This window comes from Mucilaginibacter sp. OK283 (assembly GCF_900110415.1).
GTDB lineage: Bacteria > Bacteroidota > Bacteroidia > Sphingobacteriales > Sphingobacteriaceae > Mucilaginibacter.
Window position 1 is genome coordinate 79,117 of the sequence record NZ_FODR01000001.1, and the last position, 20,948, is coordinate 100,064.

Consider the following 20,948-nt stretch of genomic DNA (forward strand, 5'->3'; position numbering starts at 1 on the left):
AAAACCCTCTTTCCGGCGAAGCCGAAGAGAGGGTCGCCGGCGTAGCCTGGCGGGGTGAGTCTTCGCCGACATACGGAATACGTTGTTGTCCCTTCATTAAAAGCATAAAAACATTAGTAAACCAAATTTAGACAGATGCTCAGAGGCAAAGAAAAAAAGTCGCGTTGTTTCTTGCCGTCTTTGTACAAAATGTTTTTTTAATTTGAATTACAAAAATTAACTGTTGGTAGTGTACCACCCCGTACCGGTACACACACTTTGTTGATGATACAAAATATAAAGCCCGGTTTTGTTATGCGGCCTTCTTTACCAAAAAACGTTTCCTTAGCCATTCGCGAACAGGCTCGTCATACAGTTTAAGGCAGGCATAAGCAATGGCAATACTGCTAACCAACACCAGGGTACCAATGCAAAGGCTGTAGCCCATGGGCACTTTATTATCAATAACCCATGCGGTGTACCAATAAATTAGCGGGTAGTGGGTAATATAGATAGGGTAGGATATATCGCCAAAAAACTTACATACTTTGTTGGCAGTTTTGCCGGTCAGCTCGCCGCCGGCCCCTATAGCAACAATCAGCGGGAACATGACGATGATAACAAATGCTTCGTATAAGCCGTTCATCCAAAGATGATCGGGGCCGCCAATCCTGGGGATAGCCAGTACAATAAAAACAAGTATGCTGCATACCGCAAAAGCGCTTTTAATATGGATAAGTTTTCCTAAGCGCGAAAGCAGGACACCGGCAAAAAACGGGTAAAGCAACCGGATAAAGCCTATACTCAGCTGTTGTTTATTGATACTCCAGCCGCCTATAACATCGCCCTGTGGCCCCGTTACCAGGTAGTTGATAAGCAAGCCGGCAAATATGGCCACAAATATAGCAAGCACCGTTTTTGAAAAGTGGCGCACAATTACCGCGTACAAAATGTTAGCTATATACTCAAAAAACAGCGACCAGGCCGGGCCATCCAGCGGATGCATTTCCTGCCAGCCGCGTATATCCATAGATATGGGTATCGGGATAAGCGTAAAGCCTATCACCATAACCAGCAGCATTTTCCAAACAGGTGTTGCGCTGATAAGCGGGAACACCGTGGGCGATGCCTGTAAATAAAAAAATATGGCCCCAATGATGCTGCCCATAATAACCATTGGCTGTAAGCGTACCAGCCTGCGTTTATAAAACTCCCATTGGCCCATTTTGCCCCAACGATCATCATATGCGTAGGCCACCACGAAGCCTGAAAGCAGGAAAAAGAAATCGACAGCCAGGTAGCCGTGATTAATGATCTGGGCGAAGCGGCTGCCGCCATTATTGGCCTCCAAAACGTGGAAGGCTACTACCAGCAAGGCGGCTACGCCACGCAGACCGTCTAAAATTTTATAATGACTTTTTGATTCAAGGTACGCAGGAGTTTGGTTCATTGATTTAAATTGGCTAAAGGCTTTGTTGAGTGAGCCATAAAAATGGTTTATTTTATTGAAAAAACAAGGGCTGAAATACAATAATAGATTTTATTGCATAATGTAATGCCGGTTACATTGCATAACCCGAAACTGCGGGTGTTATTTTACCCGGCTATCAGCCAACATTTATTACTTTATTTGCATTTTACAAAATGCAGCTATTGTTGAGCGCAAAAAATGAACAATCTGAAAAAGGAATTATATGACCTGTGTGTAGCCAACGTTCGCAGGAGCATGGATGCCGCCGAACTGGCTATCAGCGAAGCGCAAAAATCATCAAACGACGATACTAAGAGCAGCGCCGGCGATAAATACGAAACCGGGCGCGAAATGGCGCAGCAGGAAACCAACCGCAACCTGGCCCAGCTTAACGAAGCCAATAAATTACTGGTTGCTTTAAACCGCATAGGTACCACCGGCACATCGGCCATAGCCGAAGCAGGCAGCGTAATTATCACCAATAATGGCAATTTTTATTTGGCTATAAGCGCGGGGGCGTTATCGCTTCATGGCAAAAGCTATTTCGCCGTATCGCCCGGTTCGCCGGTGGGCATGAAACTGAGCGGGGCAAAAACGGGCGACAGCTTTACGCTGAACGGGAAAACGTATGTGGTAGAATTGGTATATTGATATTAAAACGATGGTAGAAGAGGCATGATACCAGACTTGCCTGCCGGAGCCATGTTAATAACTATTAAGCAATGTTGCATTGCGGTATTTGTAATGTATCCGGGGGAAGGCGCGCCCGTTTGTAAAGTGAGCCGGTAAGCGTTGCCCCGCTGTTTTGGTAAAACATTTAAAACCAAATAATATGCGCAGCCACGGCGGCGATGTCACATGACAAATATGCACAAGGGTAATTTTCAAGCTGTTGATAAGGTATTTGCAGTGAATTTATCAAATTTTATCGGCGCGGGGCTTTTTTAATAATAAACGATATTACTTTTATAAACTATGCCATATAAATAAGGCCTTATTTAATATCCGGCCCGGGCAAATTATATTTTAACGGTTAAAAAGTGCTGTTTTTAACCTAAAATCAATAAAAATCAACTTTTTTTTAAAATAAAACCATCCATTCATAAAATCATGCAGTAATCATCAAATATCTATTACTATATTTGATGTTAACAAAACTGGGCAAACAAAACAACCTTGCCTTTTATAAATTAAAGATTGATGAACATATTTGTAGGAAGCCTTCCTTTTCAATTAGAGGAAGCCGATTTAAAAGAGCTTTTTGAAGCGTACGGTGAAGTAAGCACTGTAAAAATTATTATTGACCGTGAATCTGGCAGAAGCAAAGGTTTCGGATTTGTTGAAATGCCTGATGATGAAGCTGCACAATTAGCAATCACCGGTTTAAACGGATCAGATGTTAGAGGCAGATCAATTGCTGTTAGCCAGGCTGAAGACAAAAAACCACGCGACAACCGTGGCGGCGGTGGTTATGGTGGCAACCGTGGCGGCGGTGGCGGCTATGGCGGCGGCGGTAACCGTGGCGGTGGCGGCGGTGGTTATTCAAAAGATAGCCGTGGCGGCGGCGGTGGCAGCCGTTGGTAAATTATAAATAAACAAAGTGCCGGGTATTGGTACCCGGCACTTTGCTGTTAATAATACATCTACTTACTGTACTTTGTGGGATTGGTTTAGCAGGTTTTTTTACCTGCTGTGATAGTTCTATATCAAAAAACCATGCTTATGTTATTTTTCCGGCGATGATGCCTGTGGTAGCTTTACCTCAAATGTGGCGCCCTGTCCCGGAACCGAAAATATATTAAACGTTCCCTTAAGGCTTTCAACCAGGTGCTTTACAAGCGCCAGGCCAAACCCATACCCATTTTCGCCGCCGGTACCATTTGTTGATGTAGCGTTGCCCTGCAATATATTGGCTATTCCATCGGCATCCAGCCCAACACCCGAATCGGTTACTTTTATCTGCAATACGTTTTCGTTTCTTTTTTCAATCAAATCCAGGTCAACAGTAACAGTGCCATTATTCGGGGTGAATTTGATAGCGTTCGAGATCAGGTTCCCGGTTATCTGCAGTAATTTATTTTTTGAAAAGGGAATGGTTTCTGATGCCGATGAGGTATTCACTGTAAACGTTATATGCTTGTTCATGGCCTGCGGCACATATAGTTTTTCCAGCTTGTCTTTAAATACCACCTGGTTAAATTCGTTTCCCTTTAATTCGGGCGCTTTCTTCTCTTTTTTATCCGCACTCAAAATTTCATCTGCAAGCTCCAGTATAGATCGGCCGCTTCTGTGTATCAGGTTCATAAACTCCAATATCTCGTCCATCTGGTTTTCATCGCCCTGTTCACGAATAAGCTGTGCCAGGCCAATAATGCCGCTTAATGGCCCGCGAATATCGTGCGCTACTTTTTTCTGGGTTTGTTTTGCTTCAGATAAATTGTTCCGCAGGTCATCAATTACTTTGATGTATTTAAGCCTGTTCACAATTTCACCGGCAATTATCTTCAACAACTCTATCTTTTCGGGGTTAAGTGTCTTTGGCGAATGCGCATCAACCACGCATAAGGCGCCAATGTTATGATTATCTACATTAAGTGGAATGCCGTAGTAATAGCGCAGGTGAGGCCCGCCGGTAACGTAGGGCCTGTCTTTAAACCGCTCGTCGGCGCTCAGGTCGGCAATTTCCATATTTTCGTCGCTCATTAATACGTATTGACAAACAGATTCCTCGCGCGGCATTTGCTCCAGGTCCATGTTATGGGTCGAGATGGTCCATTGGGTATATGAATCGATGAGGTTAACCAACGACATTTCGGTGCCGGCAACTTTTGCGGCAAGTTTGGTTAAATCTTTAAAACTATCGGCATGGGCGCAATAGTCCAAATCAAATTCCGACAGGGTCATTACCCTGTCCATTTCATTTTCGGGGATTGGGGGAGTAAACATACAATCAATTAGTTACGGCTTTATACGGCAATATGCCCTCAATTGTTTTATAATAATACCCAATACGTGACCATGCACAAAATACAGATGTTGTAAAACATTGATTGCAGTTGCAGCATTTTATTAAAAATATGTAATTTAACATTCCTAAAAGCCGATTATTTATGGAAAGCAAAAAACCTTGTACCGGGGCTGATGAAGACCTGGATGTGAAGGATAGTTCGCGCAGGAATTTCCTGAAACAATCAACCCTGCTAACCGCCGTAGCCCTTACACCGGGCACTGCCATAAAAGCTGCGGCCAGCCATGTAGATGAGCAAATTGCCGCGGTTTTTGAAAAAATGCCTTTAAAAATGCAGGTAAACGGCAGGCAGCAAAACCTATCCGTTGAGCCACGATCAACCCTGCTGGATATTTTGCGCGAGCAACTCGACCTGACCGGCACTAAAAAAGGTTGCGACCATGGCCAATGCGGTGCCTGTACTGTTCATGTAGACGGGCAACGGGTAAACTCCTGCCTTACCCTGGGCATCATGATGAACGGTAAAAAAATTACCACCATTGAAGGCCTTGCTAATGGCGATAAGCTGCACCCTATGCAGGAGGCTTTTATAAAGCACGATGGTTTCCAGTGCGGGTATTGTACACCGGGGCAAATCATGTCGGCTGTAGCCTGTATCCGCGAGGGGCACGCCAACTCTGAACACGAAATACGCGAATATATGAGCGGCAATATTTGCCGCTGCGGCGCTTACCCTAATATAGTAAACGCCATACAGGAAGTAAAAGACGGGGGGATGGCCGTATGAAACAGTTTCAATACGTTAGGCCGGCAACACAGCAAGCAGTTTTAGATGCTGTGGGCAAACCCGGCAGCAAGATTATAGCGGGTGGTACAAACCTGGTAGACCTGATGAAACGGGGCGTTACTGCTCCGGATAAACTGGTTGATATAAACCAGCTACCGTTAAAAAATATTGGTATTACTAAAAACGGACTTCACATTGGCGCCCTTGCACTCAACAGTGCGGTATCTGAAAATAATTTGGTAGTCCAAAACCAACCGCTTTTGGCCATGGCGCTTAAAGCGGGGGCATCGCCGCAACTGCGCAATATGGCAACGGTTGGCGGTAACATGATGCAGCGCACCCGTTGCGGGTATTTTTATGATACAACCATGCCTTGTAATAAACGTGTGCCGGGTACCGGCTGCGGGGCAATGGAAGGCATTAACCGGATGCACGCTATTTTTGGTGCAAGCCCACAATGCATAGCTGTACACCCCAGCGATATGTGCGTTGCCCTTGCTGCACTGGATGCGACAGTAGTTATAGCCGGAAAAAAAGGCGAGCGCCGCCTGCCTTTTACCGAATTCCATCGCCTGCCGGGAGATCATCCTGAACTGGATAACCGTTTGGCCAAAGATGAACTGATTGTTGGGGTAGAAATACCGGATAATAACTTTGCCAAAAACAGCTACTATTTAAAAATCCGCGACAGGCAATCATATGCCTTCGCGCTGGTTTCTGTAGCAGTAGCGCTTGAAATAGATAACGGGCTGATAAAAAATGTCCGGCTGGCTATGGGCGGCGTAGCGCATAAACCCTGGCGGCTTTTTGAGGCTGAGAAATCACTTGTTGGCAAACCCGCAACCGAAGAGAGTTTTGCCCACGCGGCGCAGCTGGCTATGCAAGGGGCAAAAGGTTACGGCAATAATTCATTCAAATTAAAATTGGCGCCGGCTACTATTACCGAGGCTTTAAAACATGCAGCAGGCTTAGTTTAACATCACCATGAAAACAGCGACAATCAAAACGATGCCCTCATCGACAGAAGGCATGGGCCGGGTAGACGGAAGACTAAAAGTAACCGGTGCAGCAAAATACTCGGCCGAATATGCACCGGCGGGTTTAGCTTATGGGGTACTGGTAGGCAGTGCCATTACCAAAGGCAGCATTACTGCCATTGATACCAAAGCGGCTTTGAAAGCGCCCGGCGTATTAGCCATACTTTCCCATTTAAATGCTCCGAAAGTACCTGGCGACCAGCCCGAAAAGGACAAGAAAGCGGGCGGTAAGGGTGCGTTAAAGATTTTTTATGACGATAAAATATATTACAACGGGCAGCCCGTTGCCGTAGTAGTTGCAGATACCTTTGAGCGCGCGCTGTTTGCAGCATCATTGGTAAAAGCAACATACCAGGCCGAAAAGCATATCACCAGCCTGCCTGATAACATAGAAAAAGGATTTCCTCCACATGGCGAAGGTGCTTACAAGCGTGGTGCCGAAGATGCCTGGAAAACTGCCCCGTTTAAACTGGAGCAGGAATATATTGTGCCTACGGTAACCCATAACCCTATGGAGCTGCATGCTATTATTGCCCGTTGGGATGCGGATGATAAATTAAGCGTTTGGGATAAAACCCAGGGCGTTAAAGATACCCAGCAAGATCTGGCTCGCCTGTTTAAACTCCCCAAAGAAAATGTGCAGGTGCACTCGGAATTTGTTGGCGGGGCATTTGGCAGCGCTTTGCGTACCTGGCCGCATGAAGTGGCCGCCATACTTGCTGCTAAAGTGGTAAAAAGGCCTGTAAAGGTGGTTTTAAGCCGTGCAGATATGTTTACATCAGTAGGTTACCGCCCGTTTACCTGGCAAAAGATTGGCATAGGCGCTACAGCCGATGGCAAGCTTACCGGTATTACCCATGAAGCCGCCGGGCAAACTTCATCGTACGAAAATTTTACCGAAGGGCCTACCGGCGTAAGCCAGAATTTATACGCCTGCCCCAATGTAAATACCAAATACAACATTGTTCCGCTTGATATTGCAACACCCACATGGATGCGCGGCCCTGGCGAAGCCACCGGCTCTTTCGCGCTGGAGTCGGCACTGGATGAGCTATCTTACCAGCTGAAAATAGATCCTGTTGAATTGCGGATCCGCAATTACGCCGAGAAAGACCCTGATAGCGGCAAGCCATTCTCAAGCAAGTTTTTGAAAGATGCGTACGAACTGGGGGCCGATCACATAGGATGGAAAAATCGTAAGCAAGAACCAGGTATGGTAAAAGAGCATGGCTGGTATGTTGGCTATGGCATGGGCGGCGGCATGTTTGGAGCCTATAGGGATAGGGCAACAATAAAAGCTACTATGAAAGCCAACGGGACCTTATTGCTGCAAAGCGCAGTAAGCGATATTGGCCCCGGTACAGGTACCGCCATGGTGCTTATAGCAGCAGAGCAAATGAACATGCCAGCCGAAAAGATAAAATTTGAGTTGGGCGATTCATCATTACCCAACGCGCCCACGCAGGGAGGATCGGCCACAACGGCCAGTGTTGGCTCGGCAGTATATAAAGCCTGCGCCGATTTGAAAGAGAAGTTTCAAAAACTGATTGGCAATGGCGGCACCGATAACCCCGATTATGCAAAAATATTAAAGGAACACAACCTGGCTTCGCTGGACGTTATTACGGAGACGGATGGGGGTAACGGAATGCAAACATATGCCATGAACTCCTGGTCGGTACATTTTGTAAAAGTTTTGGTGAACGCTGCAACCGGTGTTGTTAAAATTGACAAGGTTGCTTGCGTATCCGATTGCGGCCGCATTATCAGCCCTAAAACGGCTCGTAGCCAGGTAATAGGCGGTGCTATTGGAGGGATTGGGATGGCTTTGATGGAGGAATCGGTTATTGATCACCGGTATGGCCGGTATATCAACAATAACTTTGCCGATTATCACGTGCCTGTAAATGCCGATATCCCGCAGATAGATGCCCTGTTTGTAAACAAACCCGACCCCATCATTAACCCGATGGGCGCCAAAGGCATGGCCGAGATAGCCCTCATAGGCATGGCCGCCGCGGTAGCCAATGCAGTATACAACGCCAGCGGAAAACGGGTACGGGAGCTTCCGATAACTCCGGACAAAGTGATGGGATAGCGAGCCCCATTTAACGTTCCCGGGAATGGAGGGCTCAAAAGCCCGGTCCCGTTTTAGCAGGGATATTTAAAAATGAGTTGGCAACGCAAATCAATTAGCCAACGTAACTGTTATTGAAAATAACTCAAAACTCAACCCATGAAAAAATTAGCCTTATTTACGTTATTAATCGCTTTTGGCTCACTCACCTTTGCGCAAAACAAAAAGGTGGTTTGCTGTGCCAACCCTTCATCAACCCAGCGCTTTGCCATGCTGGCCTCAAACCCAATGTTCCGGATGGCACATTTAAAACCGCTGCCTATCCGTTTTCAAAGCAGCATAGGTACAAATATTACCTATAAAACACCCGATGGCAAAACAGCCACAGCTTATGTGCTGAAAGCCCAAAAGCCTACTAATAACTATATACTGGTGATTCATGAATGGTGGGGGCTGAACGATTATGTAAAACGCGAATCGGAGAAAATTTATAATGATTTGGGCAATGTAAACATCATCGATCTTGACCTTTATGACGGCAAAGTAGCCACCGACCCTAAAGACGCCGGTAAATTAATGCAGGCCGTTGTTGAAGATAGGGCCAAAGCCATCATCAACGGCGCTATTGCTTATGCGGGTGCTAAAGCACATATTGCTACCATTGGATGGTGCTTTGGTGGCGGCTGGAGCCTGCAAACCGGCTTGCTTGCAGGCAAACAACTGGTTGGCAGTGTTATGTACTATGGCATGCCCGAGCAGGATGTGGCTAAACTGAAAACGCTAAACGCCGATGTGCTGGCCAATTTTGCTAATAAAGACCAATGGATAAACCCTAAAGTAGTGGCTAAGTTTAATGATGATATGAAAGCTGCAGGCAAAAAACTGTACCTGCACCAGTATGATGCCGACCATGGTTTTGCCAACCCAAGCAACCCGGCCTATAACAGCGATGCAACTAAAGATGCCTATGCCAATACCATTGCGTTTTTTAAAGCAAGGTTAAAATAAACAAAAATGCTAAAGTTGCGTTATTGGGTGGCGAGTTAATCCTTGCTTCATTTTTTCGTAACATTGCATAAATTTTAACTACTTGACCACTTCTACCAAGAAAATAGTTTCCTATCTGCTTAAAGCCGGCATAGTTATAGTAGCTGCATTGTTTATTTACAGGCAGTTTTCTAAAAAAAACAATGACCTGAAGGAGTTTGAACTATTAGTTTCAAGCATTAGCGCTACCAGGGTGATAGTAACTATGTCGGTAGTATCATTGTTGATGTTTGTTAACTGGTTCCTTGAAGCTTTAAAATGGCGCTACGTGAGCAAAGCCCTCATCAACATTACCCTTTGGGAAGCTGTTGAAGCTGTTTTTTGTGGCCTTACCTGGGCCGTTACCACACCAAACCGTATTGGCGAATATGGTGGCCGTGTTATGTTTTTGCCAAACCGCAAGCGTATCCCCGGTATTTTCGCCATGGCTGTGGGCTCCTTTAGCCAGGCGCTGATAACCAATGTGCTGGGCATTGTCTCTATGGTGTGGTTTATTGCAAACTTTATTCATGAAAAAACCTGGGGCTATGCGGGGTTTGCTGTCATTTCAGCCGTTGTGGTTTTGGTCCAGCTCATCATTTACTTTCATATCAAATGGATAGTTAATGTTCTTGACAGGATTGCATTTATCAGAAAATTCCATCGCTTTTTTGAGGTTTTAGGCCGGTATAAAACACATGAACTGATCAGGATCATGTGCTTTAGTTTGTTAAGGTATATTACTTTCACCACGCAGTATTACCTCATTTTTCAGATGGTGGTGCCGCAAATGCAGGTTGGGCCCATGCTACTGGTGTTAATGTTATTTTTCTTTATAACATCTGCCTTACCATCGCTTGATCTTTTTGATATCGGCGTGCGCGGGTTTACCGCCGCCCACCTTTTTGTGTACATAACCGATCAAAAGCTGGCCGTTATTTCCTGTGTTTCATCAATATGGCTTATAAATTTATTTATTCCTGCTATTTTAGGTTCTTTATTTGTTTTTAAAATCAAATTCTTTGATCGCAACGCTTAGTATAATCTCGTTATTGTTTACAGCCTTTTACCTGCTGTTTTTAGTTTATATCATAAAGGGGTGGTTTAATATAAAACCCCCAACAGTGGTAAACAAAACATCTTTTAATACCCGGGTTACTATACTTATAGCGGCCCGTAACGAAGCCGAAATTATCCATTTAACCATAGGCGATATTTTGGCCCAGGATTACCCCAGGCATTTGCTTGAGGTAATTATTGTTGACGATCACTCTACAGATAACACTGCTGCAATTATCGGAAGTTTTGCAGACCAGGGCATTACACTGTTAAAACTCAATGAAAACCAGCCATTAAACTCCTATAAAAAAAAGGCCATAACCGAGGCAATCCAATTATCAACCGGCGAACTAATGGTAGCCACCGATGCCGATTGCCGGATGAACAGCAAGTGGATATCAACCATAGTAACTTACTACGAAACCGAAAACCCGGTGCTTATTTCGGCTCCCGTGACATTTTTCCAGGAGAAATCGGTATTTGAGCTGATGCAAACGCTGGAGTTCTCGTTTTTAATTGGTATTGGAGCGGCATTTATTGGTAACGGAAGGGCATCAACCTGTAATGGCGCCAACATGGCCTACCGTAAAGATGTATTTAACGAAGTAGGAGGGTTTAAAGGTATCGATCAGCTGGCATCGGGCGATGATGAATTATTATTGCAAAAAGTGGCGGTACGCTACCCCGGCCGCATTGGTTTTATAAAACAAACAGACGCCATAGTATATACTCATGCCAAGCCCAATTTAAAAGAATTTATGCAGCAGCGTAAGCGTTGGGCATCAAAATTTACTTTATATAAGGATAAAAAGATTGTTCTTGTCGCTCTTATCTTCTGGCTTTTTAATATCTCCCTGCTATTGAATTTTTTCCTGGGATTGTTTTTTGCCGATATTTTCAAGCTTTTTTTGGCGCAGTTTTTACTTAAATATTTTTTTGAGGCTATTTACCTGATTCCTGTTACCTCGTTTTTTAAGCGCAGCTACCTGGTTAGCCTGCTTATAATTACCATACCGGTACACGTTGTTTACCTGGCCTATATGGGTTTAATAGGCAGCAATAAAAAGTACCAATGGAAAGGGCGGGAGGTTAAGTAGGTTCCAATGTAATTAAGATAGGAAAAGCAGCAATAAAAATAATATCGAACACGGAATTTCGAATATCCAACACCGAAGTTTTTCCTTCATTATTCGAAATGGAATATCCGGTATTTAATAAGAGATTAATACCGCTCGCGCCAAGTTAACTTATCACTCAAAACTCAGAACTCACCACTCCTTTTTAATATCAATGTAATTTGTACTCATGCCGATTGCTTATTGTATCTATTTAAGCGATATTTAGCCAAACGGAACTATTAACTATTGGCCCAGCTTACCCCCTCTAAACGTACCTGGAACGCATTTAAGCGTAATAAAATTGCCATGGCCGGGCTTGTTTTTATTACGATAACCCTGTTAGTGGCCATATTGGGGTATTTAATAATGCCCGATAACACCCCGCAGGCCAACAACATGACTATACAATTGAGCATTAAAAAGCCTGGCGCCAAATTCATGATGTTGCTTATGCGTAAAAGCGAACAGGTAGATACGATAAGCTTTTTTAACAGGATGCTTTTTGGGCAGCCATCTTTTTACAGGGAAGTGCCTATTACTGGGTATTATTTTAAACAGGATTCCATCCACGTAAGCGAATATATTGGCAATGAGGATAAGCCCGATCAAAAAGCCTATAATATTTTTGAAGTGGTAACGGGTATTAAACCACGATATCATTTTAATAAAGTGCTGCTAAACCCAACGCTCAGCTGCGAAAAGACGGCGGAGATATACAAGAATTTTACTGATAAAATTAAAGGCGAACAAATAATTACCAGGACCTTTTGGCTGGGTACCGACGTTTACGGGCGCGACCTGTTGAGCCGATTGTTGCTGGGTACACGAATTTCATTGGCAGTAGGGCTAATGTCGGTGATAATCAGCATGTTTTTAGGGGTCGCCGTTGGTTCTGTAGCGGGGTATTTTGGCGGGTGGATTGACGGCGCTTTAAGCTGGATAATGAACATATTATGGTCGTTGCCTGCGTTGCTGCTGGTTATTGCCATATCATTTGCATTGGGCAAAGGGCTTTGGCAAATATTTATTGCAGTAGGCTTATCCATGTGGGTTGAGGTAGCCCGGCTGGTACGCGGCCAGGTAATGAGCCTGAAACAGGTTGAATATGTAGAAGCAGCCCGCGCCCTTGGCTTTAATAACAGGCGCATTATTACCAAACATATTTTGCCCAACATAACGGGGCCTATCCTGGTGCTGGCATCGTCAAACTTCGCATCGGCTATTTTGTTAGAAGCAGGGCTTAGCTTCCTGGGTTTTGGGGCCCAGCCACCGATGCCTACCTGGGGTGGCATGATTAAGGAGCACTATGGCTACATCGTTATGGATTCGGCCTTTCTGGCTATTACTCCCGGCCTGGCTATTATGTTGTTAGTGTATGCTTTTAACCTGGTTACAGTAGGTTTACGTGATGCTTTCGATATAAAATCACAAAGTACGCGCATTTGAAAATATTTTTTTTACTTTAGTCATGCGACTAAAAACAAATGCAATACAAAGACGATAGTTCTGGCGAAGACGAATTAATAAGGCTGTTGCTTAAACGGCAATCCGAGTTGAATTCCTTATTGGAGATCACCAGGGCCATTAATAAGAATACTTCCACCCCCATACTTATACAAATGCTGGAGGTTATTCTGCAAAATTACCTGCAGGTTGGCAAGCTTCGTTTTCTGATAGAAAAGGAAAATAAGTTTATATGCATCTCTAAATACGGCGGCGAAATGGAATCGGCCATGGCATTAAGCAGGGCTTGTGATAAATTAAGCAAAGTTAAATCGCCTGTCGCGATAGCCGATCACCAGGATGTTACCCTGCGCAAGTACAATTATTTTATTCCCATATACCACAAAAGTAAGGCCCTGGCTTATGCGCTTATCGGCGATTTTGATACATCGGGCGAGATGCTAAGCAACGATCTTAACTTTATCCAGACGCTGATGAATGTGATCATAGTAGCGCTGGAGAATAAGAAATTATTTAAAGAGCGTTTACAATCAGAACGTTTTCAGCGCGAAATGGAGCTTGCCGTTGAAGTGCAGAATATGCTGATACCGCTCAGGATTCATAAAGATAATGCAGTAGAAGTTGGCGCCAAATACCTGCCCCATCAAAATATCGGGGGCGATTACTTTGACTTTATCCGCCTTAATGAGAGCGAGTTTTTATGGTGTATTGCCGATGTATCGGGTAAAGGAATATCGGCGGCATTGCTGATGGCAAATTTTCAGGCCAGCCTGCACGCCTGGGCCGCGGTGGAAGACGACCTGACCAACATTATTGACCGCCTTAATAAAATAGTGCTTAACAACACCAAGGGCGAACGGTTTATTACCCTGTTCCTGGCGCGTTATAACCAAAAGAAACGCAAACTGAATTATATAAATGCAGGGCATAACCCGACCATCCTTTTTGCTGACGGGGAAGCTATACCACTAAAATTGGGAACGACGATGATTGGCGTTTTTGAAGACCTGCCTTTTTTAAACGAAGGGGAGGTTGATATTGAACCAGGCAGTCTTATTGTAAACTATACCGATGGTTTGATGGACTTTGAATCAACCAGTACTAAGGTATGGAATGAAGATAAACTGCTTTCGTTTGTAAAAGCCCACGGTAACCTATCGCCCGATAATTTTAACGATTTGTTGTTAGACCACCTGAGCCTTGGACATAAAAGCAAACCGATAGACGATATCACCCTGCTTACGCTGAAGATATTTTAGATACACGAATAGGCGCGAATTGCAGCGAATTTAATACACACGAATTTCACGAATCGAGGCGAATTTAATACACACGAATAGGCGCGAATTGAACACGAATTTCACGAATTCCGGTCTAATGGTGTTAATGAACTATTCTTCGGTCTTGATACTTGATACTAACTACTTGATACTTATTCTATCTTTGTAACATGTTAGCAGCAAGGTACCAGTACGAATTAATTGAGGCGGGATGTGATGAAGCTGGTCGCGGTTGCCTTGCGGGGCCCGTGTTTGCCGCAGCGGTTATTCTTCCTCATGATTTTGATCACGATTTACTGAACGATTCCAAGCAGCTATCCGAAGAAATACGGTATCGGTTACGGGCAGAGATTGAAGAAAGGGCTATTGCCTATGCTGTGGCATCGGTTGATAATTTTGAGATTGACGAGATCAACATTCTAAACGCATCTTTCCTGGCTATGCATCGCGCTATTGAAAAACTTCAAATAGCGCCACAGTTTTTAATTATCGACGGTAACCGGTTTAAAAAATATCCAAACGTTCCGCATGAATGCATTATTCAGGGCGATGGTAAATATTTCAGTATTGCGGCAGCATCAATATTGGCCAAAACCTATCGTGATGATTATATGTTGAAAATTGCGGCCGAACATCCCGAATACGACTGGCACACCAATAAAGGCTATCCAACAATAAAACACCGCGAAACCGTTATGAAAATTGGGTTTACGCCATACCATCGTAAAACTTTCAGGGTGACCGACCCGCAGCTAAGTATTTTTTAAAGATACTTTGGTTAGATGTTTTGATAACCCCTTTCTGGTTGGTATTTTTGTGACAAACCCATCAATCATTTGAAGATCCTTATTTTAACACATCGTGTGCCATTTCCGCAAAATGGCGGATATGCTATTGTGGTGTGCAATACCATAAAAGGATTAATTGCATTGGGGCATGATGTGTCGCTGGTGGCATTAAATGCGCAAAAGTATAACAGCAGTTATCACGAAAAGGACGAGCTGGAAGATAAAATAAATTACACCTCGTTTAAAATCAACATCAACATATCTATGGTTGATGCTGCCGTGAACCTGTTTCGCAAAAAATCAAACAATGTTGATAGGTATTACGATGCCGAGTTTGAAAAGCTGCTTATCCGTGAGCTGAAGCAAAATGCGTATGATATTATCCAGTTTGAGGGTTTGTTTGTTACCCCCTACCTGACAGCTGTCCGCAAGGTATCAAAAGCCAAACTTATTTACCGGTCGCATAATATTGAACACCAGGTTTATGAAAGGCTTGCGCATCAAAAGAGCGACCTGCTGAAAAGGGGATATTTGCGCATGGTTGCCCGGCGGATTAAAGATTACGAATTACAACAGCTTAATAAGTTTGATGCAATAGCGGTATTTACCGCTGAGGATAAAAAAACCGTGCTGTCATATGGCGCTACCATTCCGGTAGAGATTTTCCCTGTTGGAATTGACCTTACCCGCTACCGGCCCGACTTTAGTAAAACAGAATTCCCGAGTTTGTTTTTCCTGGGTTCGCTGGATTGGCTGCCTAACCGCGAAGGGATAGAATGGTTTATTAATAATTTTCATAAAGACCTGACAGAAGGGGACCTGCGTGTTAAATTTTACGTGGCCGGGCATAATATTCCCGAGCGTTTTGACGACTACGAGGTAATGGGTAAAATATTTATCCAGGGCGAAGTTGATGACGCCTTTGATTTTGTAAACAGTAAAGCCATTATGATTGTGCCGCTTTTATCAAGCGGTGGTATGCGGGTAAAAATTGTTGAGGGAATGGCTATGCAAAAATGTATCATATCTACCGCCCTGGGGGCCGAAGGTATAAACTTTAGCAACGGCACCAATATTATGATAGCCAATGATCAGCGGGAGTTTTACCATGCTATTGAACGTTGTATATCCGATGAAGAGTTTTGCAAAAACGTAGGTCTTAATGCACGTAAATTGGTTGAGCAGCAGCACGATGTGAATAAAGTAGCAAAAGATTTGGTTGAATTTTATAAAAGGCTGAGCGCTCCGCCCGTACTCTCTGCATAAGCAGCAGCTTAAAAAGTATCATTAGCCCTGGCGCGGGCATTACAAATGGGGCTCATTTTCTCTTCAAAATAATTACCTTTGCGGCTGATTGAACTGACCGCATGAAGAATACTGCTTTAACCGATGTACATATAAAAGCTGGTGCCAAAATGGTGCCTTTTGCCGGCTACAATATGCCCGTGCAATACGTGGGTATTAACGCCGAACACGAAACCGTACGCAAGGCGGTAGGTGTGTTTGATGTAAGCCATATGGGCGAATTTATTTTAAAAGGCGACAATGCGCTTGACCTTATCCAACGGGTTACAAGTAACGATGCTGCCAAATTATACGATGGCAAAGTGCAATACTCCTGCCTGCCAAACGAGGATGGTGGCATTGTTGACGATTTGTTGGTTTACCGTATTGACGAGAAAACCTACATGCTGGTAGTTAACGCATCAAATATTGATAAAGACTGGGACTGGATCTCCAAATACAATACCAGGGGTGTTGATATGAAAAACATATCTGACCGTACATCATTGCTGGCCATCCAGGGGCCCAAAGCTGCTGAAGCACTACAAAGCCTTACCGATGTTGACCTGGTATCCATGGAATACTACACCTTTAAAAAAGGAACTTTTGCAGGTGTTGACAATGTGCTTATTTCGGCTACAGGTTACACCGGCGCAGGCGGGTTTGAAATTTATTTTGATAACCAGTACGCAGAACAAATCTGGAATGCAATTTTTAAAGCCGGGGAGCCATTTGGTATAAAGCCAATTGGCCTGGGGGCCCGCGATACCTTGCGTTTAGAAATGGGCTTTTGCCTGTACGGGAACGATATTGACGATACCACATCGCCATTAGAGGCCGGCCTTGGCTGGGTAACCAAATTCAACAAGGAATTTACCAATGCCGAGGCTTTGCAGCAACAAAAACAAGCAGGCGTAAGCAAAAAGCTGGTTGGTTTTGAAATGATAGACCGCGGTATCCCGCGCCATGATTACCCCATTGTTGATGCCGATGGCAATAACGTAGGCAAAGTAACATCGGGCACACAATCGCCATCGCTGCAAAAAGCCATTGGTATGGGTTATGTTGACAATGCTTTCGCTAAAGAAGGTACAGAGATATTCATCAGCATCCGCGATAATAAAATCAAGGCTAAAATTGTAAAGCCGCCCTTTTATAAAGCCCCCTAACCCCCTGAAGGGGGAACGAGAGTTTGCAACTCGAAATTATTATTAAACAAATGTCTGAAAATACCGATCACAAAACTCCCCCTTCAGGGGGCCGGGGGGCACACGTTTGCCTTACCCCAGCTTTGCTGCCACTTTTTAATGTGGAAGAATACATTGTAGTGGTTATTGATATTTTCAGGGCAACATCATCTATATGTTATGGTATTGAAAACGGTGCTGAGGCTATTATCCCGGTATCACAGGTTGAGGAGTGTTCCGCGTATAGAGAGAAAGGGCTGGATTACCTTTTGGCAGCAGAGCGCGACGGGAAAGTAGTTGAGGGTTTTGATTTTGGGAATTCGCCATTTTCATACACTGCCGAAAAGGTGGCCGGTAAAACAGTGGTGCTTACCACCACAAACGGCACCCACGCGCTGCATTTATCCCGCGCAGCTAAAAAAATTGTGATAGGATCGTTCCTAAACCTTACTGCGTTAAGCAACTGGCTTAAAACGCAAAACGAAAACGTGCTGCTGGTATGTGCCGGGTGGAAAAACAATTTTAACCTGGAGGATACCCTTTTTGCCGGCGCTGTAATTGATCAGTTAAAAACCGATGGCTATGTTTTGGACGATGCCGCGCTGGCCGCCAATGATTTGTACCAGTTGGGTAAGCATGATATTAACGATTACCTTAAAAAGACATCCCACGGCGAGCGGCTTAAAAAATTAGGCATCCAAAAGGACATCGATTTTTGTTTGCAGGTAGATATTACTACGGCTATCCCGGTTTTGGATGGGGAGCGGCTGGTTAAATTACAGCAATAAAATTAGCAGGCTATCAGCGCGCTTTTATTCAGCATCCTTCTCCAGTTTTCTTTTTCTTGCCCATCTTCTGAACCACCAAAACCCTATTAATACTATAACCAAAACCGGCCAAAGTGTTATTACGGTAAAAAACAAGTCTTGTACAATATCCCAGCTTTGGGTTATTGCCTGCTTAAACCGGTAGCTAAAGCCATTTTCGTTAGTTGTACGTTCGCCATGTTTATTGTAAAAGGTGATATCGAGCGAACTGAAAGCAACCTGGCGGGTCATATAATTTAGCTGCCCCTGGGTCGATTCAATATCCGTGCGTATTTCGGCTATCTTGTCCTCTATCTCCAATAAGTCGCTTGTTTTTGTAGCCCTTCTTAGCAAGTCTAGGTATCTGCTTTCCAGTAACTGTTTGTTTTTTAGCCGGGTTGCTATGTCGATAAAATCCGAAGTAACATCTTTCCTGCGGATGTTTTTAGTGTCGATGCTATCCCCGCTTGCTTGCAACGCATCCAGGAACCTGTCGAAATTTTTTGAGGGTACGCGAACCTTTAAATCAAACTCTTTCTGGCTGTTGTCGCCGCCGTTGGTTTCTGTTTCTTCGGCTACATAACCGCCAAGGCTTTGTAATGAATTTACTATTTTTTGTTTTGCAGCGTTAAGGTTGCCGGTATGGAAACGGATCTCGCCTTCCTTAATGATCTTTTTTGAAGTATCTATCGTTTCTTTTTGAGGTGATACGGTTTTATCTGCGGTTGATTTAGCTAAAGAATTTGCGCTGCCAATACTTTTTTCTTCTACCATCGGCGGCGGTGCCAGCATAACATCCGCAACCTGCACTTTTGATGCTTCATTTTTATTTCTGCATGCACAGAGCGCAAACAATAAGGTAAATGCGATAATATAATTTTTCATAATAAGGAAGCTTGGGTTTGAGATTTAACGACAATTTCCTTATTAAAGTATTTAAAATTCAGGATTTGACAAATTTAATTCCGTTAAATAGTAAAAATAAATATATAATTCGGCAATCGCTATTTTAACTTCTCGTTATTCTTATGCCGGTCGGCGTCACGGATGCTTTTCTTTTCCATATTCTTTTCCAGTGCATCCGTGAGGTCGATACCGGTTTGGTTAGCCAGGCATATCAGCACAAAAAGCACATCCGCCATTTCATCTGCCAGGTTAACCTCTGTATCCGATTTTTTAAATGATTGTTCGCCATACTGCCTCGCCATAATGCGGGCTACTTCGCCCACCTCCTCCATCAAAATGGCAGTATTGGTTAACTCATTAAAATACCGGATGCCCGTGGTATTTATCCACTTATCTACCAGATGCTGCGCTTCTTTAATTTCCATAACACGAATTTAAATAAACACGAATTTCACGAATTAAATCGAATTGTCGCGGAGGTTATGAAACACGAATTTCACGAATGTGGCGAATTACCCCGAATGCTTTTGGGCGAATTTTTTCGAATAGGAATAATTATATGATTACTCTTTGATATTCTACCGAGGGCGCGCCGAAATTTATTACAATACCTAATCTCAGGCCCGAGGCTTTTAAATAGTTAAGTGTTTGTTTAATATAGGGATCGCCAATATAATTTCCCGTTTTTATTTCAAGAATGATCGTGTTATATAATACAAAATCTGCAACAAAAAAGTGTTTGAGTTTTTGCTCTTTGTAGAAAATGGAATATGGTTTCTCTTTCTCGAATGGAAGACCTAACCGTTTAAACTCAAACTCCAGGGCATCTTTATAAACAACCTCCTTAAAGCCATGCCCCAATATCTTATGAACTTCAAAACAAGCGCCAATTATTTTGTAGGATTCCTCTTTGAATAAAATATCAGTCATAAAAATGAAAAGGACACGATTTTACTATTATACACGATTTTCACTAATTGAATCTAATTTTCACTAACCCGGCGATAAATAAATCCGTGAAATTCGCCTAAATCTGTGAAAATTCGTGTTTATTCCATTCGTGAAATTCGATAAAATTAGAAAAATTGGTGTGCAATTAATGATTGTCTCTGTCCCTGGTATCCATCACAATGGTTACCGGGCCATCATTCAATAAACTAATTTTCATATCGGCTCCAAAAATGCCGGTAGCTATTTTTTTACCGGTGATTGTTTGCAACGTTTTGATCATTTGCTCGTACATCGGTATTGCCTTATCGGGTTTTGCCGCCCGGATAAATGATGGCCGGTTTCCCTTTTTTGTTTGGGCAAATAAGGTGAATTGCGATATCAGCAATATGTCGCCATTGATATCGGCGAGTGCTTTATTCATCAGGCCGTTCTCATCGCCAAAAACGCGCATGCCTGCAATTTTATTGGCCAGCCAGTTCAGGTCCTCCTCGGTGTCGGCGTCTTCAATTCCCAGCAATACCAAGAAGCCGGCACCAATTTGCCCGGTTATTTCACCATCAACTTTGCAACTTGCTTCGGTTACCCGTTGTAATACTGCTCTCATATGCACACGAATTTCACGAATTGAATCGAATTTCACGAATTAACTGCGAATAAAACCTGTCAGCTCATTTTACCGGAAACCCTGCAACCCACATCCATACGAATTCGCCCGATCGTAAGGTTCGTGTTAGTAAAATTCTTCTCCAATCAGATTTGT

Annotated in this window: 20 protein-coding genes; 14 read left to right on the top strand and 6 right to left on the bottom strand. The window is 43.7% G+C overall.

Features of this window, described 5'->3' with window-relative positions:
* Positions 1-292: 292 nt before the first annotated feature.
* Positions 293-1,429, bottom strand: a complete 1,137-nt coding sequence (locus BMX56_RS00385; protein WP_090641526.1) for an acyltransferase family protein — start codon at positions 1,427-1,429, stop codon at positions 293-295.
* Between the two features lie 219 nt (positions 1,430-1,648).
* Between BMX56_RS00385 and BMX56_RS00390 the strand changes: the two genes are divergently transcribed.
* Both BMX56_RS00390 and BMX56_RS00395 read left to right on the top strand, forming a co-directional pair.
* Entirely contained in the window at positions 1,649-2,101 is a 453-nt protein-coding gene (locus BMX56_RS00390) for a 3-oxoacyl-ACP synthase (RefSeq protein ID WP_090638133.1), read from the top strand.
* A 549-nt stretch (positions 2,102-2,650) separates the two neighbouring features.
* On the top strand, positions 2,651-3,034 hold the full coding sequence (locus BMX56_RS00395; protein ID WP_090638138.1) for an RNA recognition motif domain-containing protein: 384 nt from the start codon (positions 2,651-2,653) through the stop codon (positions 3,032-3,034).
* A 141-nt stretch (positions 3,035-3,175) separates the two neighbouring features.
* Here the strand turns inward: BMX56_RS00395 and BMX56_RS00400 are convergent, their stop codons facing one another.
* The gene (locus tag BMX56_RS00400) at positions 3,176-4,396 is read right to left on the bottom strand and encodes a GAF domain-containing sensor histidine kinase (RefSeq protein ID WP_090638143.1); all 1,221 of its coding nucleotides are present in this window, start codon (positions 4,394-4,396) and stop codon (positions 3,176-3,178) included.
* 164 nt (positions 4,397-4,560) lie between these two features.
* Here BMX56_RS00400 and BMX56_RS00405 point away from each other — a divergent pair, with 164 nt between their 5' ends.
* The 12 genes from BMX56_RS00405 (at position 4,561) to BMX56_RS00460 (ending at position 18,313) form a co-directional block, all read left to right on the top strand.
* A complete protein-coding gene (locus BMX56_RS00405) occupies positions 4,561-5,205 on the top strand; it encodes a (2Fe-2S)-binding protein (RefSeq protein ID WP_090638148.1) in 645 nt (214 codons plus the stop codon).
* Positions 5,202-6,182 carry an FAD binding domain-containing protein gene (locus tag BMX56_RS00410; protein ID WP_090638152.1) on the top strand — a complete coding sequence of 327 codons (981 nt, stop codon included), beginning with the start codon at positions 5,202-5,204 and terminating at the stop codon, positions 6,180-6,182. The genes BMX56_RS00405 and BMX56_RS00410 overlap by 4 nt, the downstream gene beginning before the upstream one ends.
* Positions 6,183-6,189: 7 nt before the next feature.
* The gene (locus tag BMX56_RS00415; RefSeq protein ID WP_090638157.1) at positions 6,190-8,340 is read left to right on the top strand and encodes a xanthine dehydrogenase family protein molybdopterin-binding subunit; all 2,151 of its coding nucleotides are present in this window, start codon (positions 6,190-6,192) and stop codon (positions 8,338-8,340) included.
* 138 nt (positions 8,341-8,478) lie between these two features.
* Positions 8,479-9,327 carry a dienelactone hydrolase family protein gene (locus BMX56_RS00420; RefSeq protein WP_090638162.1) on the top strand — a complete coding sequence of 283 codons (849 nt, stop codon included), beginning with the start codon at positions 8,479-8,481 and terminating at the stop codon, positions 9,325-9,327.
* A gap of 82 nt (positions 9,328-9,409) precedes the next feature.
* A complete protein-coding gene (locus BMX56_RS00425) occupies positions 9,410-10,384 on the top strand; it encodes a lysylphosphatidylglycerol synthase domain-containing protein (protein ID WP_090638165.1) in 975 nt (324 codons plus the stop codon).
* 85 nt (positions 10,385-10,469) lie between these two features.
* The gene (locus BMX56_RS00430) at positions 10,470-11,501 is read left to right on the top strand and encodes a glycosyltransferase family 2 protein (protein ID WP_255369733.1); all 1,032 of its coding nucleotides are present in this window, start codon (positions 10,470-10,472) and stop codon (positions 11,499-11,501) included.
* Between the two features lie 267 nt (positions 11,502-11,768).
* Positions 11,769-12,968, top strand: a complete 1,200-nt coding sequence (locus BMX56_RS00435) for an ABC transporter permease (protein ID WP_255369734.1) — start codon at positions 11,769-11,771, stop codon at positions 12,966-12,968.
* 38 nt (positions 12,969-13,006) lie between these two features.
* Positions 13,007-14,245, top strand: a complete 1,239-nt coding sequence (locus BMX56_RS00440; RefSeq protein WP_090638168.1) for a PP2C family protein-serine/threonine phosphatase — start codon at positions 13,007-13,009, stop codon at positions 14,243-14,245.
* A 191-nt stretch (positions 14,246-14,436) separates the two neighbouring features.
* Positions 14,437-15,033, top strand: a complete 597-nt coding sequence (locus BMX56_RS00445) for a ribonuclease HII (protein ID WP_090638172.1) — start codon at positions 14,437-14,439, stop codon at positions 15,031-15,033.
* Positions 15,034-15,102: 69 nt separating this feature from the next.
* Positions 15,103-16,320, top strand: a complete 1,218-nt coding sequence (locus BMX56_RS00450) for a glycosyltransferase family 4 protein (protein WP_090638176.1) — start codon at positions 15,103-15,105, stop codon at positions 16,318-16,320.
* A gap of 101 nt (positions 16,321-16,421) precedes the next feature.
* Positions 16,422-17,507 carry a glycine cleavage system aminomethyltransferase GcvT gene (gene gcvT / locus BMX56_RS00455; protein WP_090638179.1) on the top strand — a complete coding sequence of 362 codons (1,086 nt, stop codon included), beginning with the start codon at positions 16,422-16,424 and terminating at the stop codon, positions 17,505-17,507.
* A gap of 50 nt (positions 17,508-17,557) precedes the next feature.
* On the top strand, positions 17,558-18,313 hold the full coding sequence (locus BMX56_RS00460; RefSeq protein ID WP_090638183.1) for a 2-phosphosulfolactate phosphatase: 756 nt from the start codon (positions 17,558-17,560) through the stop codon (positions 18,311-18,313).
* A 24-nt stretch (positions 18,314-18,337) separates the two neighbouring features.
* Here the strand turns inward: BMX56_RS00460 and BMX56_RS00465 are convergent, their stop codons facing one another.
* From BMX56_RS00465 to dtd, 4 genes are all read right to left on the bottom strand, one after another.
* Complete coding sequence (locus BMX56_RS00465; RefSeq protein ID WP_090638187.1) at positions 18,338-19,216, bottom strand: DUF4349 domain-containing protein; 879 nt, start codon at positions 19,214-19,216, stop codon at positions 18,338-18,340.
* Between the two features lie 119 nt (positions 19,217-19,335).
* Positions 19,336-19,662 carry a nucleotide pyrophosphohydrolase gene (locus BMX56_RS00470; protein WP_090638190.1) on the bottom strand — a complete coding sequence of 109 codons (327 nt, stop codon included), beginning with the start codon at positions 19,660-19,662 and terminating at the stop codon, positions 19,336-19,338.
* A 130-nt stretch (positions 19,663-19,792) separates the two neighbouring features.
* A complete protein-coding gene (locus BMX56_RS00475) occupies positions 19,793-20,167 on the bottom strand; it encodes a GxxExxY protein (protein WP_090638194.1) in 375 nt (124 codons plus the stop codon).
* Positions 20,168-20,333: 166 nt separating this feature from the next.
* Positions 20,334-20,792 carry a D-aminoacyl-tRNA deacylase gene (dtd, locus tag BMX56_RS00480; RefSeq protein ID WP_090638198.1) on the bottom strand — a complete coding sequence of 153 codons (459 nt, stop codon included), beginning with the start codon at positions 20,790-20,792 and terminating at the stop codon, positions 20,334-20,336.
* Positions 20,793-20,948 lie beyond the last annotated feature (156 nt).

Excerpts from the sequence above, each read along its gene's own strand:
- BMX56_RS00385 (WP_090641526.1), bottom strand. The coding sequence starts at position 1,429 with ATGAACCAAACTCCTGCGTACCTTGAATCAAAAAGTCATTATAAAATT.
- BMX56_RS00390 (WP_090638133.1), top strand. The coding sequence starts at position 1,649 with ATGAACAATCTGAAAAAGGAATTATATGACCTGTGTGTAGCCAACGTT.
- BMX56_RS00395 (WP_090638138.1), top strand. The coding sequence starts at position 2,651 with ATGAACATATTTGTAGGAAGCCTTCCTTTTCAATTAGAGGAAGCCGAT.
- BMX56_RS00400 (WP_090638143.1), bottom strand. The coding sequence starts at position 4,396 with ATGTTTACTCCCCCAATCCCCGAAAATGAAATGGACAGGGTAATGACC.
- BMX56_RS00405 (WP_090638148.1), top strand. The coding sequence starts at position 4,561 with ATGGAAAGCAAAAAACCTTGTACCGGGGCTGATGAAGACCTGGATGTG.
- BMX56_RS00410 (WP_090638152.1), top strand. The coding sequence starts at position 5,202 with ATGAAACAGTTTCAATACGTTAGGCCGGCAACACAGCAAGCAGTTTTA.
- BMX56_RS00415 (WP_090638157.1), top strand. The coding sequence starts at position 6,190 with ATGAAAACAGCGACAATCAAAACGATGCCCTCATCGACAGAAGGCATG.
- BMX56_RS00420 (WP_090638162.1), top strand. The coding sequence starts at position 8,479 with ATGAAAAAATTAGCCTTATTTACGTTATTAATCGCTTTTGGCTCACTC.
- BMX56_RS00440 (WP_090638168.1), top strand. The coding sequence starts at position 13,007 with ATGCAATACAAAGACGATAGTTCTGGCGAAGACGAATTAATAAGGCTG.
- BMX56_RS00445 (WP_090638172.1), top strand. The coding sequence starts at position 14,437 with ATGTTAGCAGCAAGGTACCAGTACGAATTAATTGAGGCGGGATGTGAT.
- gcvT (WP_090638179.1), top strand. The coding sequence starts at position 16,422 with ATGAAGAATACTGCTTTAACCGATGTACATATAAAAGCTGGTGCCAAA.
- BMX56_RS00460 (WP_090638183.1), top strand. The coding sequence starts at position 17,558 with ATGTCTGAAAATACCGATCACAAAACTCCCCCTTCAGGGGGCCGGGGG.
- BMX56_RS00465 (WP_090638187.1), bottom strand. The coding sequence starts at position 19,216 with ATGAAAAATTATATTATCGCATTTACCTTATTGTTTGCGCTCTGTGCA.
- BMX56_RS00470 (WP_090638190.1), bottom strand. The coding sequence starts at position 19,662 with ATGGAAATTAAAGAAGCGCAGCATCTGGTAGATAAGTGGATAAATACC.
- BMX56_RS00475 (WP_090638194.1), bottom strand. The coding sequence starts at position 20,167 with ATGACTGATATTTTATTCAAAGAGGAATCCTACAAAATAATTGGCGCT.
- dtd (WP_090638198.1), bottom strand. The coding sequence starts at position 20,792 with ATGAGAGCAGTATTACAACGGGTAACCGAAGCAAGTTGCAAAGTTGAT.